Annotated in this window: 14 protein-coding genes; 7 read left to right on the top strand and 7 right to left on the bottom strand. The window is 55.6% G+C overall.

Features of this window, described 5'->3' with window-relative positions; genetic code table 11:
• Window positions 1-99: 99 nt before the first annotated feature.
• The 3 genes from SR894_RS19680 to SR894_RS19670 all read right to left on the bottom strand — a co-directional run bounded on the left by SR894_RS19680 (window position 100) and on the right by SR894_RS19670 (window position 5,615).
• Window positions 100-2,064, bottom strand: a complete 1,965-nt coding sequence (locus SR894_RS19680; RefSeq protein ID WP_133731932.1) for an ATP-binding protein — start codon at window positions 2,062-2,064, stop codon at window positions 100-102.
• Between the two features lie 249 nt (window positions 2,065-2,313).
• The gene (locus SR894_RS19675; RefSeq protein ID WP_244286554.1) at window positions 2,314-3,462 is read right to left on the bottom strand and encodes an ABC transporter substrate-binding protein; all 1,149 of its coding nucleotides are present in this window, start codon (window positions 3,460-3,462) and stop codon (window positions 2,314-2,316) included.
• A gap of 110 nt (window positions 3,463-3,572) precedes the next feature.
• Window positions 3,573-5,615 (bottom strand): TonB-dependent receptor family protein, encoded by a 2,043-nt coding sequence (locus SR894_RS19670; RefSeq protein ID WP_133731933.1) that lies wholly within the window; start codon window positions 5,613-5,615, stop codon window positions 3,573-3,575.
• A gap of 105 nt (window positions 5,616-5,720) precedes the next feature.
• Between SR894_RS19670 and SR894_RS19665 the strand changes: the two genes are divergently transcribed.
• Window positions 5,721-6,380, top strand: coding sequence for a GntR family transcriptional regulator (locus tag SR894_RS19665; protein ID WP_166650386.1), 660 nt, complete (start codon window positions 5,721-5,723; stop codon window positions 6,378-6,380).
• Here the strand turns inward: SR894_RS19665 and SR894_RS19660 are convergent.
• Window positions 6,377-7,231, bottom strand: a complete 855-nt coding sequence (locus SR894_RS19660; protein ID WP_133732039.1) for a sensor domain-containing diguanylate cyclase — start codon at window positions 7,229-7,231, stop codon at window positions 6,377-6,379. The genes SR894_RS19665 and SR894_RS19660 overlap by 4 nt on opposite strands.
• A 142-nt stretch (window positions 7,232-7,373) precedes the next feature.
• Between SR894_RS19660 and SR894_RS19655 the strand changes: the two genes are divergently transcribed.
• From SR894_RS19655 to SR894_RS19635, 5 genes are all read left to right on the top strand, one after another.
• Window positions 7,374-8,285 carry a LysR family transcriptional regulator gene (locus SR894_RS19655; protein ID WP_133731935.1) on the top strand — a complete coding sequence of 304 codons (912 nt, stop codon included), beginning with the start codon at window positions 7,374-7,376 and terminating at the stop codon, window positions 8,283-8,285.
• Between the two features lie 2 nt (window positions 8,286-8,287).
• Window positions 8,288-9,196, top strand: coding sequence for a LysR family transcriptional regulator (locus SR894_RS19650; protein ID WP_133731936.1), 909 nt, complete (start codon window positions 8,288-8,290; stop codon window positions 9,194-9,196).
• 138 nt (window positions 9,197-9,334) lie between these two features.
• On the top strand, window positions 9,335-9,958 hold the full coding sequence (locus tag SR894_RS19645; protein ID WP_133731937.1) for a glutathione S-transferase family protein: 624 nt from the start codon (window positions 9,335-9,337) through the stop codon (window positions 9,956-9,958).
• Between the two features lie 20 nt (window positions 9,959-9,978).
• Entirely contained in the window at window positions 9,979-11,952 is a 1,974-nt protein-coding gene (locus SR894_RS19640; RefSeq protein WP_166650387.1) for a 2Fe-2S iron-sulfur cluster-binding protein, read from the top strand.
• 301 nt (window positions 11,953-12,253) lie between these two features.
• Complete coding sequence (locus SR894_RS19635; protein ID WP_223289247.1) at window positions 12,254-13,246, top strand: IS30 family transposase; 993 nt, start codon at window positions 12,254-12,256, stop codon at window positions 13,244-13,246.
• Here the strand turns inward: SR894_RS19635 and SR894_RS19630 are convergent.
• The gene (locus tag SR894_RS19630) at window positions 13,214-13,585 is read right to left on the bottom strand and encodes a Rieske (2Fe-2S) protein (protein WP_223288990.1); all 372 of its coding nucleotides are present in this window, start codon (window positions 13,583-13,585) and stop codon (window positions 13,214-13,216) included. The two genes, SR894_RS19635 and SR894_RS19630, sit on opposite strands and share 33 nt — an antisense overlap.
• A 46-nt stretch (window positions 13,586-13,631) precedes the next feature.
• Window positions 13,632-14,738, bottom strand: a complete 1,107-nt coding sequence (hppD, locus tag SR894_RS19625; RefSeq protein WP_133731940.1) for a 4-hydroxyphenylpyruvate dioxygenase — start codon at window positions 14,736-14,738, stop codon at window positions 13,632-13,634.
• A 143-nt stretch (window positions 14,739-14,881) separates the two neighbouring features.
• Between hppD and SR894_RS19620 the strand changes: the two genes are divergently transcribed.
• Window positions 14,882-15,343, top strand: coding sequence for an Lrp/AsnC family transcriptional regulator (locus SR894_RS19620; protein WP_244286555.1), 462 nt, complete (start codon window positions 14,882-14,884; stop codon window positions 15,341-15,343).
• A gap of 48 nt (window positions 15,344-15,391) precedes the next feature.
• Here the strand turns inward: SR894_RS19620 and SR894_RS19615 are convergent, their stop codons facing one another.
• Window positions 15,392-15,874, bottom strand: coding sequence for a DUF6455 family protein (locus SR894_RS19615; protein WP_133731942.1), 483 nt, complete (start codon window positions 15,872-15,874; stop codon window positions 15,392-15,394).
• Between the last annotated feature and the right edge of the window lie 81 nt (window positions 15,875-15,955).

Below are 15,955 nucleotides of genomic sequence, written 5' to 3'. Positions count from 1 at the left end.
ACTCAAAGGTAAATTTTTGTGACTTATGAGCGGGCTAGCAATATGCGGCGGCGCTAGCCTGTTTGAAGCCCGGTGCTGTACCTGCGCGCCATTAAAAGATTATCCGCTCTCTACGATGCGGGGGGCGCTTTTAGGTAAGGTGACCGTAAAACGGCTGCCTCTTCCTTCTACGCTATCAACATCGATGCGGCCACCAAGAACACCTGTTATAAGGTTGAAGGTGATATGCAGCCCTAGCCCAGAGCCCCCTTGACCTAGCTTGGTAGTATAAAACGGATCAAAGATGTGCTTTTGCAACTCAAGGGGAATGCCACAACCATCATCGCTCACGCTCAAGGATACCCAATTGTTGGGCCTGACCCTGGCAGTGATTTGGATACACCCCTGACTACGCTCGCTAAAAGCGTGGACAACCGCATTGTTAATCAAGTTGATCAATACCTGCGAAAGCGCACCCGGATAGCTGTCGAAGTGCAAACCCTCTGGCACGTCGACATCGAGTCGATACGGGGTTCGCTGCAGTGTTGGGCGCATCGATAGGTTGACTTCTTTTACCAGGCTATAAAGGTCAAACTCTCGTCTGTTGGCGCTTTCTTGGTCTACCGCGAGCTGTTTAAACGCGCCGATCAGCTCAGCTGCACGCGCCATATTGCGTTCAATGATCTCCGCGCCTTCACCGACATCCTCAATGAAATTGTTGAGGTCGTTGCGCGTCACCTGGTGGCTAAGCTGTCTGGAGAAATGCCGCTTGGCATCCGCGATTGCCGTCGATGACATCATTGCATTGCCAATCGGCGTATTAAGCTCATGGGCAATGCCCGACACAAGCGATCCCAGCGAGGCGAGTTTTTCACTCTGCACCAGCTCATCTTTAACGTTTTCCAAGTGGGTCAGCAGTGACTTGAGTTTGTCGCCATAGGCATTGACCGCTTGGCGCAGCTCGCCAATTTCGTTCATCGTGCCGGTATCGAGTGCCTGAGCGGTCTCACCATGGGTTAATTCTCTAATCTGTTGCGTCGTTTGCTGAATCAATCCCAGTAAGTTGCGCGAGATGATGGCCGCCACAATGCCTACTATCACCAGCAACGCACCAATGGCTAGCATCAAAAAGAGTCCCATGCTTTCCGCCGACGCCGTCATGCGGCTCTGGGGCACAACGAGTCCGATTCTCCAGCCGGTTTGGGGATGTTTTACCAGGTTAACGTAGGCTGCCTCGCCTAGAATGCCGTCGTTGCGTAGCGCTACGACCGTCGGGCTTTGCAGGTCGGCGGCTCGGTCTAAAGTCTCGCTGAGCCAGGGCAGTTGCTGGCCGAGTTCGCGCGCGGTCATTAGTGAGCCAGCGGAATGTTCAAGCTGTGCTTCCGACAGGGGAAAGCTGAGCATTTGTCCTGTGGAGTCGAGCGCAAAGGCATAACCACCCTGCTCTGAGCCGTAGCGTGCGAGTATCTCTTTGATACCGTCAAGCCTCATGTCGACGGTGGCCACGCCGCTAAAGCTGCCGTTTTCCTGCATGGGTAAAGTGCAAGTGACCATGGGTATATCGGTGAAGGGATCGGTATAGGCTTTTGACCAGCTGCAGCGATCGATCGGTGCATTGCGGCCGACTTGGTACCATTGTTGAGTGTGATAGCCCACGCCGTCTGGGTCATTGTAATCATCAAGGTATCGCATGTTGCCTGCTGAGCGTGCCCAGAAGAAGCTGCGTCGTTGCGCTTCCTCCGTAAAGGCGCCAGGCTCGGGCCAAATACCGCCACCGGCGATGACCGAGTCGCCGCGGTTGTTGATAATGGGAGGAAACAGCGCCTTAAACAGCGCCTCGTCTTTAGGCAACTGGGAGGCGGCAAGAGCGATCGTACTGGCGAGAAGTTCTGTTTGGCCTAACTTGGCGCTGATAAGGCTGATCAACTGATCCTGGTTGACGGCAAGCTGCTGCTGTTGCTGCTGAATTAGATCAGGCTTTACTCTTAAGTCTACGACGACGAAGATAATTAAGAGCGCCATGATCAGCACCAGCGCAAACCCGAGATTAATTTGCTGGCGAATCATTAAAACGGTTCTAGCCATGCTGATTAATCTCGCAATAAATGGCCAAATCTATGTGTTTTTGTGGCTAACTTTTGAATTTAAAATAATGTTGGCTTTGGCGGCATGGTTTTTGTTATCGATTTATGTGCCAGCTACATTTGTTTAGCCTAGCCTAGCCTAGCCTAGCCTGAAGCTCATAAGCTTTTTTTCAACGTTCCAAGTGTTCTGCAAAATAATATACGCGGTTGAATAGTGTGCCTCCCAGGTATACCAAAGCACATCAAGGCATCATGGCGCGGGTACCAAATCAGCCCAGAAGGTGCCTTCTAGCGAGTAAGGCAGTAAGGTTTCGTGTATGGATTGCCAGGCTGCGGCAGGGTCTAGGTCTGCCATGGCCTCAGGGTGCAGCCACTTTGTGACTTGCTGAACGGCGATAAACTGAAAGGGTGTGTTGTAGAATAGGTGCCAAAGCGCATGCACGCGGCCTTCTTCCACCGCTTTAAGGGTTGACCACCCTGGTCGCGCCGCAATCAGCTCCCGCATGGCGGCGCGGGTTTCTTGCGCTGAAACGTCATAGCCCAGGGGAATTGAACTGCTGCTTAGTACCTGCCAGTCACCCCCGGTTTGAATGATGACGTCGGGATCTCGAGACAGTATCCACTCTATGTGCAGCTGCCCAAATAGGTTCGGCAGTCGCTCAGCGGCAATGTTGTTTCCACCGGCCAGCCGCACAACGCGCCCTAGGTTGTCGTCACCGACGCTTCGACAGCACTCAGGGTGGAGCCCTGCCGCCGTTTCGATCAAAACATCAGGCCGCTGTAGTGGCTCAGGCAGACGCTCGGCGACTTCTTCGAGTGCTTGCTGACGCATGTTAATCAGCGTCTCGGCCCGTGCTTCGGCAGCGAAGATTTTTCCCATCAGCCTCAGGCTGGGCACCATATGCTGGTCTGCTTGGGTCAGGAAGTCCACGAACACCACCGCTACGTCGGCTGTCTCCAATGTGTCGAGCGCCGAGCCTTCACGCAATGCTGGCCAGGCGCTCAGATCAAAAACGATGACGTCTGGATTAAGCGCAATGGCGTGTTCGAGATCGAATTCGCCGGTGGCCGCTTTGCCAAAACGCGCTAACTGTTCGGCATGGGGGAAACGCTGGCGAAGGCGGTGCCAGACGTCTTCATCGAAGCGAATGAGTTCATCACGCCAACCCACAAGGTCTTGGAAAGGGTCGTCAGGCTGGAGAGCGGCAAGGGTATACAGCAGCCGCCCTTCGCCCAGGATTACCCGCTGCGGGTCATCGGGCAACAGAACTTTGCGGCCAGCCAGGTCGGTCACCTCAAACGCATTCGCCAGTGCTGGCATCGTCAGGCTAATCGTCAACATCATCAGGCATAAATGCCCTATTCGCCGCCTTAGGCGACGGTTAAACAAAGCGGGCATACCCACGCTCCTTAATCAAACATGGCCTGTATAGAACGATTTGTATAAAACATGGCGCGAACTGGCGGGCTGAAGTCAGCAGTCCGCCGTTGGCTTAAAAGGTGGCTGGCTTAAAAGGTGACATCCAACCCTAAGCTGTAGGCGCGCCCTGGTAACGGAACACGCCCCACTGGGCTAGTATCTACCCCGCGGAAATAGGCATCCTCGTCGGTAAGGTTATGCACGCCCAGGGTTACGCTTGCCGCGCTGGCGAACGGCAGGCGGTAGCCTAAGCTGGTATCGACTAACCAGTAATCAGGCAGTGGGCCGGTGCTGCCGTTCTCGGTCTCTTGGGCGGTGTTGGCTGCATCGGCGAAGCTTTTATCCACGTAGCGGGCGCCGATATTGCCGAACCAGCGACCTTGTTCCCAGCGAGCCAATAGGTTGAGCAGGTGATTCGGGGCGTTGGGCACCTCGTTGCCGGCAAGCTCCCCACTGCGCTGCTCAGTATCGAGCCAAGTCCAGGTGCCTTCGAGGCTGAAGGGCAGGGTATTCGGCGCCCAGGCCAAACGCGTTTCAAGACCTTGGTAGCGGGTTTCTCCGAGGTTCTTTAGGCTGTTATCCGGCTGCTTGACGACCTGGTCTTCGTAGTTAATCAAAAAGCCTGTGGCCTCCGCTTGCCAGGGGCCGGACTGATAACGCGCGCCAATTTCATGGTTCCAGGCTGTCTCGTTTGATACATCGCCTGGATTGGTGATCTGCGCGAGCTGCACCGGGGTTAACGACCGTTGGGCGGAAGTGAACAAATACCACGCTTCGTTGGCCGCATATCCGACGGTAAGGCCGGGCAGCCAAGCTGAGGCGTCATTCTCATCGCGACCGCCATTTAAGGTATCGGCGTAGTCCATTTCTGCATGCTCGTAGCGGATACCAGGGGTTACTTCCCAGCCACCGCCTAGCTGCCAGGTGTCGCTTAGGTAAGCGGCCATTGCGCGGGTCTCGAAGTCCCAGCGACGAACCGGGGCGGCCGTTTCACTACCAACAGCGCGGCGGTTCACATCAAAGTCGACATCTTCTTCCAGATAGCGGGCACCCATCATTAGTTTGTGGTTCCCCAGTTGCCAGGCAACGCGGGGCTCGCTGGCCCATACTGAGAAGCTGCGCGGCGAGTCGGCGACATGGGTGGCTGGCTCGCCTGGGTCAGACCAATGGCTAGCACCGCCCAGGTTTTGGCCGAACCAGAAGGTTCGATCACTCTGGTGGCCAAATTGGCGCCAACTTATCTCGATATCGTTGCTCGGTTGCCAATGCCAGGTTGCGTGGGCACGCCATGTGTCCGCCTCGAAACGGTCGTAGGGACGCTGAGAATCGCTGCGGTCTTGGGCGTAGGCGCTTGGCGTTAGTGCGCCGGGTAGATCCGTGTCTACGCTGTAGTACTGCAGTTGTCCATCGATCCATTGGGTGTCATTTAGCTGATAATCGGCATCTAAAATGAAATTATCGACCTGTGTTTGGCTACGCTCGCGCCCGCCCTTTCCACGCATCAGGTTGGCCTGAAACTGGAGCCCCAGGTTGTCGCTCACTTGGCCGCCTGCGCGCAGATAGTGATCACTGAGCACATGGCCGGTGGCGTCATCCAGCGTTAGGCGTTCGCGCCACTGGGCTTCCTTTTCTACCGGGATGCCGCGTGTTACGAAGTTGAGCACGCCGCCCACATTGTTTGGGCCGTAGTGAACAGCCGCGCCGCCCCGTACGATGTCAACTTGTTCTAGTGTGGGCAGCGTTACCGGGAATAGTGAAACACCGATATTGCTGTAGGGGCCCAAGGCAGCCGGAATACCGTCCACTAAAATTTGTACCCGCTCGCTACGGCGTGGTGATAAACCGCGAATGCCAATGTTTGGCAGCACGCCCGTGCCGGTCTCATCCTGTACGTGGATTCCTGGAACCCGGGCTAACGCATCTTCAAGCTGACGGATATCGCCGCCGTGTAGCGCTTCTCCCTCCAATATCTGGCGTGCGCCAGGCGTCGTTTGTGGGTTAGTACGAGTGGCGCTCAACCAGTCGCTGGAGACGACTAAGGTTTCCAGCTCACTGTTGGCTTCAGGTTGCTGGGCCCAAGCCAGTGGAGAGGCGGCTACGATGGCCAAAGGCAGCACACGAAGGTAATGCATCTGATGTCCCTTTGTTAATGATTATCATAAGCGAGTGGGGTATCATAAATAATTGGCGCCAATCTGCAAGAAGTTATTATGGTGAAGGCACAGGAGAGCTTAAAAATGAGTCGGGCTGCGGAACGTCAAGAGGCTGTACGTCAAGATAAAGACCAAAGCTGGCTACAGGAGCAGCTTAGAATCGGTATGGGGGGCGGGCGTTTTCCCGCTGATAGCTGGTTGCGCCAAGATGCTCTTGCGGAGCTATATGGCGTCAGCCGCTTTGTTGTGAGAGGCGCCTTGGAGCGTTTGTCGGAAGCGGGGGCCATCGAGCATGTGCCTCATCGGGGCTACCGGGTTAGACGCTGGAGCCACCAGGAGCGCCTGGAACTCACCGAGGCTCGCCTGGTGGTGGAGCTTGCGATGGCGCCATTGATGATGGCGCGCCGAACAGAGGCACTGATGGCGCCTGTTAGGCAAGCTTGTGCCCAGTTTGAACACGCTGCGGTTGAAGGCGATGGTGAAGCCATGTTCCTGAACAATCATGCCTTTCACCGAGCGCTGGCAGTACTTGCTGGCAACCGGCCGTTGGCCGATCAAGTGAATTGGCTGCGTGAGCAGGGCATGCGTGGTGCAGGGCCAGGATGGCCAAAAGCTGGCGGGGTGGAGCGGAGTATCCGAGAGCACTATGCGATGGTCGAGGCGTTAGATACTGGCGATATTCTGGGTTTGCAGGGTACGGTACAGCGCCACTTAACAGCTTGGCAGGAGCGCGTTACCGACTAACGACTACGCCTTTTGATCTGATACATATGGCTATCTGCATGCCTCAGCAAGGTATCGGCGTCTTTTCCATCGGCGGGATAACAGGCTACGCCGATGCTGCAGGATGGCATTTTAACTTCGCCGAATTCAGCGCCTAGCGGTTCGTTCATGACAGCGAGTATCTGCTCCACCTTTTCTGCTACGGCATTTGGCGACTGAATATCTGTTAACAGCACCGTGAATTCATCACCGCCCATGCGGGCCACCGTATCCGTCTCGCGAACACAGCCTTCCAGCCGTCTGGCTACTGTGCAGAGCACTCGGTCGCCTGCCGCATGGCCATGAATGTCATTGACGCCTTTGAAATCGTTAATATCCAGAAATAGCAATGCCAGGATGTTTTGGTGGCGATGGGCCATACTCAGGCCCAAGGCCAGGCGGTCATAGAAGAGCGCTCGGTTGGTCAACTTTGTCAGCGGATCATGATGGGCGCGGTAGCGTAACTCTTCCTCGGCCTGCATAAGAGCCGTGACGTTGCGCGCGACACCGACCCGCACGCCCTCTTCTTCGTACCAACTGGCAGACCACAGAATATGCACGATACCGCCGTCTTTGCGGATATAGCGGTTGCGGAAATCCGTGTGTGGCTTTCCGTCCATCACACGCACAATGGAGTCCTGCGTGGCGGCTAAATCGTCAGGGTGCATATAGTTCGTGATTAGAGTGCCGATCAACTCTTGAGGAAGGTAACCGAGCAGCGACTCACAGGCATCACTTACGAAGACGATCTGGTTGTCCCTATCCACCACGAAGACGGTGTCCAGCATCAGGTGAATCAGTTTGGGGTAAAGGGCTTGCAGGTCAACGGCCATAGACAAGGGATAATCCGGTTAGCGTTCCTCGACTATAGAGCAATCGCGAAGTGGACGATAAAGAAATCTGAAAACTTTGGGGGAAGGCTAATCGCTATGTAGAGTACCGTTAGTGATACCTACCCCTGTTTCTGGAGCTGTCTTGGATAGATTCGAAGAGATGCGCGTGTTTGCAGCGGTGGCGCAACTGGAGAGCTTTGCGGACGCCGCACGGCAGCTTGCGCTGTCACCGCCTCGGGTTACCCGGGCGGTGGCAGCGCTTGAGGCGCGTTTGGGTGTGGCGTTGTTACAGCGCACCACGCGACAGGTGCGCGTAACGGAAGCGGGACGCCGGTATTTAGAGGATGCTCAGCAGGTGCTTGCCCAGCTTGCGGAGGCCGAGGCCGCTGCGACCGGTAGCTACCTTACTCCCCGTGGCCTGTTACACGTGACCGCGCCGGTACTGTTCGGCGAATACTTTGTTACCCCGCACATCGTCGATTACCTGGATCACTACCCGGATGTGCAGGTTCGCGCCGAACTGATCGATCGGCCGGTTAATTTGCACGAGGAGGGCGTCGATGTGGCGGTGCGCATCGGCCATGTGCCGCAGGATTGCCAGCACTTTACTGTGCCCGTCGGCGAAGTGAGGCAAGTTGTTTGCGCTAGCCCCGAGTGGCTGACCCAGCACGGTGAACCAACACACCCCCTTGAGCTGGAGGCATTGCCTACGGTAGTGGCCGAAGGCGGCAACTTGAGCGGCCACTGGTGGTTCGAGGAGGAGGGCAAACGCATTGAAGTAACGCCCTCGCCACGGCTGCGCATCAGCGCTATTCACGCGGCGTTAACGGCGGTCGAGGCGGGCGCTGGATTGACTCGGCTGCTGTCTTACCAGGTGGCTGCCAGTGAAGCTGAAGGTCGAGTGCGGCGCGTGTTAACGCGTTTCGAGCCAGTGGCCATTCCCATCAATATCTGGGTGACGGCAGGCCGTGGGCGTGCCGCCAGCGTGCGCACCTTCGTTGACTTTCTTGCCGAGCGGCTGCGTGCCGACCCGGCGCTCGCCTACCACGGTTGACCATGGCGCTCTCACCTGAATCGCCGCTGCGCTTTGAGGCCTTAATGGCGCTTTCTTCCGTTGCCAGGCACGGCAGCGTGCAAGCCGCGGCTGAAGCGAGCAGCCAGTCGGCGGCGAAGCTCCACCGCCTGCTGCGCGCTCAGGAGCAGCGTCTGGGAGTCGCTTTGGTCACTACCTCGGCCAGAGGCAGCGCGTTGACGGCGGCGGGCGAGCGATTGCGCGCCTACGCCGACGCGTTGATCCACGCAGTCACCGACGCCGAAAGCAGTGCGCGCCAAGAGCACCGAGAGCTCAAAGGCACGCTACGTTTGCAGGCTCCCCGGGCGTTAATGGAGCCCCTGTTGCTGCCGTTAGTTCTGAGGCTGCAAGAGCGGCACCCAGCGTTAACGGTCTGCCTGCTGAGCGATGAGCACCCGAGTCATGTGGGAGCTGGAGCACCAGCGCACCTACGACTGATGCGCGGGCCGCTGCCTGCTTCTGTTTATGCCAGGCCCCTGGGTGATTTACGCATTGGTCTGTTTGCCAGCCCCCGCTATCTGAATAAGGCAGGACGACCGGATAGCCTGAGTAGCCTGGCCCGCCATGCGCTTATTCACTGCTCACAGGAAGGAGTGGCACCCGTGTGGCGGCTGACCGAAGGCCAAACTCTACGCTTTGAGCCCAGGCTTAGCATGAGCACTTCTAGCGCGGCACTGCGGGCAGCCATTGAGGGCGCGGGCATCGTGTGCTGCTATCAGCTAGAGGCGCGCCGCGCCTGTGCCCAGGGGCTGCTCGAACCCGTCGCTGAACCACTCTGGCCAGCGGCGCACCCTTTGGCATTGACCTACGCCCTCGGTATTCGGGCGCCCGGCAGCGTTATGGCGTTTTTGGAGCTAGCGACCCCTTGGTTGCGGGGGCGGTTGGTCGACTGATTATTTCAGTTGGCGTAATTATCTGTTGTTAAAAATCGCCATTCTTGCGGTTCTTGTTTTGGCCCAGGATAGGTGACGTTGCCTAACGGCTGTGACGTCCACTTGTTCTTTACGGAGCTAACTCGAGGAGATAATCGCATGTCTAACGCTATCAAGGTTTACCGCCACGCTCTTTCCGGCCACTGCCACCGGGTCGAACTGATGCTTTCGCTACTCGGCTTGCCTGCCACCTTTATCGATGTCGATCTTGCCGCGGGCGAGCACAAAGCGCCGCCTTTTCTTGATATGAACGCCTTCGCACAGGTACCGGTGCTCGATGACCAGGGAGTTATCCTGGCGGATTCCAATGCCATTCTGGTCTATCTGGAACGCCGCTATGGTTCTGGTCGCTGGCTCCCGGACGACCCGTTGCTTCAGGCCCAGGTACAGCGCTGGCTGTCCGTGGCGGCAGGGCCTTTGGCGAACTCGGCGATGAAGGCGCGCTTGGTCACGGTCTTTAATGCCCCATTCGACCCTGAACCGCTGATTGCTGATGCCCATGAGCTGTTTGCGATTGTTGATGCCCATTTGGCGCATCAGCCCTTCCTGGCGGGTGAGCACGCCACGCTGGCGGAGATTTCGCTCTACAGCTACATCGCTCACGCGCCCGAGGGCAATGTCTCGCTGGAATCATACCGCCATATTCGTACATGGCTGAAGCGCGTAGAGGCGCTGGAAGGCTTTATACCCATGGCTGTCACCAAAGTAGGCCTAGTGAACTGATTACTCGCCAGGAGTCGAGAGTGGAAAACGCCGACACTACCAGCCCGTGGCACGCGGGTGAGCTTGCCCTGCAGCGCGTGGTCGGGGTGGAGCAACAGATGGCGCAGATTGGTCGCAAGGTAATGCGTCCCTTTCTAACGCCGCAGCTGCAGCACTTCTTTCCTCAACTGCCGTTTGTGGCTGCGGCGGCTGTGGATGTTGACGGCTGGCCCTGGGTCACGCTGTTGGAGGGCGCGCCGGGCTTTGTTCATGCGCCGGATGAGTCACGGCTCGATCTCGCTTTAACGCCGTCTGCGGATGATCCCGTTACCCCGCTGCTTACCAGCGGCGCTAGCCTGGGACTGTTGGGAATAGAGCTGCCCACGCGCCGCCGTAATCGGGTCAATGGCGTGTTGCGGAGCTCAGCAAGCCGATGGCAGCTAGAAGTCGTTCACGCCTTCGGTAATTGCCCCCAGTATATTCACGACTGGTCGACGATGAGGTCGGTGCAGCCCCAGCTTGGCCCCGTGCTAACCATGCGCGAGGCGACCCTCGATCAGTTGCCAGAGCAGTTGTTGGCGCATATTGATCAGGCGCTAACGGCTTTCGTGGGTAGTTATGCGTATACCGATCAGGGCGCTCAGGTGGATGCCTCCCATCGCGGTGGGCAACCGGGGTTTATTCGCCGCCAGAGGAATGACCTGATCCTGCCCGATTTTGCAGGCAACCAGTTCTTCAACACCCTGGGCAATGTGCTGGCCAGTGGTCGCGCGGCCTTGGTGATACCGGACTTTGCCAGCGGGAATGTGCTGCATCTGACCGGGGAGGCGCGGCTTGTGGACGAGGAGACCGCTGGGGCCCGTTATCCTGGCGCTGAACGCTACTGGTGCCTGACGCCACGGCATATTGTTTGGCGGCCGGGGGCCCTACGCTGGCGTAGCCAAGCAAACGCAGTGGCCCATGAGGCGGCGCCCCATGGGCCCTGGCAGCCACTTGCGCTTGCTAAACGGCAGCGTGTTCAAGTGGCCGCCGTGGTGCGGGAGACAGCCGAGATCCGCTCTTTTTATTTAAAGAGTGCCCAACAAGACCAGGCGCTGGCGCCTTTTGAAGCGGGTCAGTTTATTACGCTACACGTGCCGCGCCTGGATGGCACGGCATTGGTACGCAGCTATACGCTTTCGGGTGACAGCCAGCAGGCCGGCTATCGCATCAGTATTAAGGCCGACGGTGAGGGCTCACGTTACTTGCACAGCGCGATGCAGGTGGGTACCGAACTAACTGTAAGTATGCCAACGGGCTCATTCACAGCCGGGGCTAGCGGCTCAGAGCGTGCCCACTGGGTGCTGCTGGGAGGAGGTATCGGTATTACGCCACTATTGAGCCTGGCACATGAAGTGACCGGGGCAGGCCGTGGCCCGGTAACGTTAGTGCAGAGCGTGCGCGATGTGGCCGAGGCACCTTTCGGTGCAGAGCTACTCGACCTTGAGGCGCGCGGGCTGCGTTTGCAGCGGCATGTCACCAGAACTACAACTGCCCTCAAAGGGTGGATGGCAGGCCGGGTTTCACTGGGGCAGGTGTTTACCGATCAGGTGCTGACAGAAGTACAGCTCTACCTATGCGGCCCTGCCGCCTTTGTAGAGCGCTACCACCAGGAGGCGCTGGAGCTCGGACTCACGCCCGGGCAAATACACACAGAAGCGTTCGGCCCCTCGGCGTTGACACAAACATACGCAGTGCCCGTCGCAGAGCAAGCGGTAGAGGTTAGCTTTGCCAACTCAAGCGTGGTCACCCACTGGCAGCCGGGCGAAAGCCTGCTGGAAACCGCCGAAAAAGCGGGGTTACAGCCTTCCTATGGGTGCCGTAGCGGCAGCTGTGGCGAGTGTGCCTGCACGCTGGTGCAGGGGGAGGTTACCTACCCCAATGGCATATCCGCGCCAGAGGGGGAGATTCTGCTGTGCAGCGCCCGCCCAGCGGTAAACTCGGGGAGGGTAGAGATTACGCTGCCTAACGGTTAATCGCGCCTCTATCGATTAGAAGGTTCCAGGGTAGGCACCGCCGTCGAGCTTGAGGAGCTTCATAAGCGAATAGTTGTGCATTCATCGTTCGATTCCAGCATGACTATCCGTTTATTAGCTAGGATTTAATAAAAAAGCAGAATTTATTGTTTTAAGATTTCCTATACGCAATGCATAAGTTGCCTGCTAAGTCTTCAAACCTGGATTCATAGAATAACCGCAGCACTTTGGACCACAAGGTAGAGGCAGGAGGGTCAGCGCCGGTACCCTCTCTGCCTTACCTACCAAAGTGAAGCAGAGCATGGGATACCGACAACTGACCCAGAGCCAACGATACCAAATTTTTGCCTATCTTGAGACCGGCATTAGCCAGCGAAAGATAGCTAAGGCGATTGGTGTCCATAGCAGTACCATTAGTCGCGAGATAAAGCGCAACGGTCTGACCAGTGGTTATGCGCCTGAACAGGCTCAATCGGCAAGTGATCAGCGTCGACGCACTGCCTGGAAAGTGACGAAGCGGCTGCCCAGCCTGATTCGCTGGGTCACTGACCAATTGATGGACGAATGGAGCCCTCAGCAAATCAGTGGCTTCATGGCCAATGCCAACGGGGTCTGCGTAAGCCATCAATGGATCTATGCGTTAATCTGGGACGACAAGAAGCACGGTGGAACCTTATGGAAACGGCTCCGACTGCCACGCCAGCGGCGCTATCAGCGCCAATTGGCTAAGCGGGCGGGGTTAGGCAAAATCCCGCACCGAGTAGGCATTGAGCAGCGCCCTGCCAAGGTGGAAGAACGGCGCCATATCGGCCATTGGGAAGGCGACACGGTGCTTAAGGGCCACAAAGAATCTGGACTGGTGACCCTGGTCGAAAGACGCAGTGGCTACCTCTTGGCAGCGCGGCTGCCAACAATCACCGCCACTAGAACGGCTCAGGCAATGACGCGGTTATTGGCACCACGCCGAGGGGCAGTGCACTCCATCACTTTGGATAATGGGTCGGAATTCGCTGAGCACCGGAAAGTTGCCAAGGCCGTCTCGGCTAAGACCTATTTTTGCGACCCGTACCGCTCATGCCAGCGTGGTACTAATGAAAACACCAATGGTCTGATTAGGCAGTATTTTCCTAAAGGTACTGACTTTCGCAAAGTGACCAATGCCGAGCTACGAAGTGTCGTCAATAAGCTAAACGATAGACCAAGGAAGCGACTGGGATACCGAACCCCAGCGCAGGTGTTCTTAGGCGAATACTTAGGAGCACTAGAAACCGCAGGTGCTGCACTTACTAGTTGAATCCAGGAATACAGGTAGGGCATCAAGTTTATCGCAGTCGCCTGTTAAGCAGTTTCCTGTTTTGATATCAAACACTGCCCCATGTGCGCTGCATAAAAAGCGCTGACCGTCTGACGAAATAATATTATCAGACCGATAATTTAAAGGTAAATATTGATGGGGGCAGGCATTAACGTAGCAATAAATCCTACCATTGAGGCGCGTTGCAATGACGGGGAATGATTCATCGTTGCTCATCATTTCCATATAGTGTGCTTTGCCTTCTTTTATGTCGTTAGAAGGGCAAATAATAGCCCCCTCTTTGGGGGCATTCGCATAGTTACGCCAAGCGTCGTGCACAGTGTTTCCTTTTCGGCATCGCTAATGTTGTTATTCAGCCTTCCTGCTATTCAGTAGCACCTTGCAGCACGCCTCGGTTGATTTGATCCTCTTCGATGGATTCGAAAAGAGCTTTGAAATTGCCCTCACCAAAACCATCATCGCCTTTCCGCTGAATAAACTCGAAGAAGATGGGGCCAATGACCGTTTTGGAGAAAATCTGTAGCAAAATTCTGGTTTCGCCACCGCCCACGACACCTTCACCATCAATCAAAATGCCGCGGTTTTGAAGTTTATCGAGAGGCTCCTGGTGATCTTTTACGCGCTCCAACGACTTTTCATAATAGATGCTTGGCGGGCCTGGCATGAATTCTAGCCCCTCTGCCGCAATCAAGTCTGTGCCAGTGTAGATGTCGTTCGTTGCAATGGCGATATGCTGAATGCCTTCGCCATTATACTCGCGCAAGTACTCTTCAATCTGGCTGTGATCGTCGGCACTTTCGTTAATAGGGATTCGGATTTTACCATCCGGGGAGGTTAATGCGCGGCTGGTAAGTCCTGTTACTTTACCGGAGATGTCGAAGTAGCGTATTTCACGGAAGTTAAAGGTGTCGTGGTAAAACTTATACCAAGTATCCATATTGCCGCGGATGACGTTATGGGTGAGGTGATCGAGATAGTAAAAACCAAACCCTTTTGGGTTAGGATCTACCTCATCTAACCATTCAAACTCGTTTGAGTAACAGCTACCTTTTTCGCCATAAGTATCAATAAAGTAAAGAAGCGAGCCACCAATGCCAACTACAGCAGGCGCATCAATTGATTTATTTCCGGTGAACTCTTCAGCCCCCAAGTCGACGGCGCGTTTTAGGGCATGCTGAGCATTAACGACTCGCCAAGCCATTGCCGGTGCACAGGGGCCGTGTTCCTCGATAAACGCTGACGCATGCGAGTTAGGTTCACTGTTAAGAAGGTAGTTGATGTCGCCCTGACGATAAACGGTGATTGATTTGTCACGATGTTTTGCAACGGGGGCGAAACCCATTTGCCTAAATAAGCTATCTAGCTTTTCAGGTTCAGGGTGCGCAAATTCAACAAATTCAAAGCCATCTGTACCCGCTGGGTTTGTATCGCTTATGGTTTCTTTAGGTGCGTCATGAGGAAAAGGTCCCATCGCTGTCTCTCCTTTATTGTTTTGTTGGTCGACCAATTCAGTATAGGGAAGAGACGGTGCAATTAGGTTGCAAACTAACCTAAGATGCAGCCAAATGGTGCACAGCTTGTGTGCAAATGGAGTGTTATATGCACGGGATCTCCTTGGATCGTTACGATCTTGCAATTTTATCAGAGTTGCAAAAGAACTCAGCCCTCACTAATTCAGAATTGGGCGAGCGTGTCAGCCTGTCTCCCTCTCAGTGCTCCCGACGCAAAGCGCGGTTAGAAACCGAAGGTGTGATTAAGGGGTATTCAGCTCGGCTTGATGCCGCCAGCCTGGGCTTTGGGTTACGTGCTATCACCAGAGTTAATCTGAAAGCTCATGGTGAAAGCATGGATGATGATTTTGTGACGTTACTGGCGAAGCACGCCATGGTGCGTGAGGCATATTCAGTCTCAGGGGACGCAGACTATGTATTGCACGTTATCGCCAAGGATCTAACTGAGTTTTCGGACTTTATCCATCATCATTTATTGCCTCATCCTAATGTCACCCAGGTTCGCTCTGAAATCATACTGCGTAGTATGAAAGAGGAGCAGGGGCTGCCGGTGAAAGGTGGTTAAGTAGCTGCATTTGCTTTGCGCCGTGAGGTTTCTATGCGTGTTAATACGTTAATAGGATGCATTGATAGCCGTGCGAGGGTTGTCGTCATGTGAAACTAAGGCATCAAAGGCCTTTGCGTTGGGGCATAATTTGCGGCACTCATCAAGCTCGGCACTTGCTCGCATGGCTTTCCAACAATCGCCCACGGCTGCGCAGGCATTGCAGTTGTCACGCAGTACTACATAGTCGACATGATTAATCAGGCCGCTCTCCTGAAGCGCATCCTCCTGAAGACCAAAGCGTTGCATCATTACTGGCATCAAGGTTCTAGCTGGACTGAAATGAGCCGGTTTGCCTGCTGCCAGTTGCCTTGCCACTTCCTGCTCAAAATGCGGTTCTAGCGGTCTCTCCAGATCATTGATGAGCGCATTAAACGTAGCCCCAGCTTCCTGCTTTACTCTGCGGGCCAAGGTCGTCGTTGACGTTACATAGCAGCGTTCTATTAGACGTCCCCACCAAGAGGTGGTGTCGGTGTTCTGGGCAGTATTCATGGCCATTCTCCCTCAGCGGTGTTTTAGGATGACATCAGTATCAACCGCTGAGCGATGAACTACCTTGACGCGGATCAATTT

The sequence above is a fragment of the Vreelandella neptunia genome, from assembly GCF_034479615.1.
Taxonomy (GTDB): domain Bacteria; phylum Pseudomonadota; class Gammaproteobacteria; order Pseudomonadales; family Halomonadaceae; genus Vreelandella; species Vreelandella neptunia.
The sequence above is the reverse complement of the archived record's forward strand: the minus strand, read 5'-3'. Positions and strand labels throughout refer to the sequence as shown.

Excerpts from the sequence above, each read along its gene's own strand:
- SR894_RS19680 (WP_133731932.1), bottom strand. The coding sequence starts at position 2,064 with ATGGCTAGAACCGTTTTAATGATTCGCCAGCAAATTAATCTCGGGTTT.
- SR894_RS19675 (WP_244286554.1), bottom strand. The coding sequence starts at position 3,462 with ATGCCCGCTTTGTTTAACCGTCGCCTAAGGCGGCGAATAGGGCATTTA.
- SR894_RS19670 (WP_133731933.1), bottom strand. The coding sequence starts at position 5,615 with ATGCATTACCTTCGTGTGCTGCCTTTGGCCATCGTAGCCGCCTCTCCA.
- SR894_RS19665 (WP_166650386.1), top strand. The coding sequence starts at position 5,721 with ATGAGTCGGGCTGCGGAACGTCAAGAGGCTGTACGTCAAGATAAAGAC.
- SR894_RS19660 (WP_133732039.1), bottom strand. The coding sequence starts at position 7,231 with ATGGCCGTTGACCTGCAAGCCCTTTACCCCAAACTGATTCACCTGATG.
- SR894_RS19650 (WP_133731936.1), top strand. The coding sequence starts at position 8,288 with ATGGCGCTCTCACCTGAATCGCCGCTGCGCTTTGAGGCCTTAATGGCG.
- SR894_RS19645 (WP_133731937.1), top strand. The coding sequence starts at position 9,335 with ATGTCTAACGCTATCAAGGTTTACCGCCACGCTCTTTCCGGCCACTGC.
- SR894_RS19635 (WP_223289247.1), top strand. The coding sequence starts at position 12,254 with ATGGGATACCGACAACTGACCCAGAGCCAACGATACCAAATTTTTGCC.
- hppD (WP_133731940.1), bottom strand. The coding sequence starts at position 14,738 with ATGGGACCTTTTCCTCATGACGCACCTAAAGAAACCATAAGCGATACA.
- SR894_RS19615 (WP_133731942.1), bottom strand. The coding sequence starts at position 15,874 with ATGAATACTGCCCAGAACACCGACACCACCTCTTGGTGGGGACGTCTA.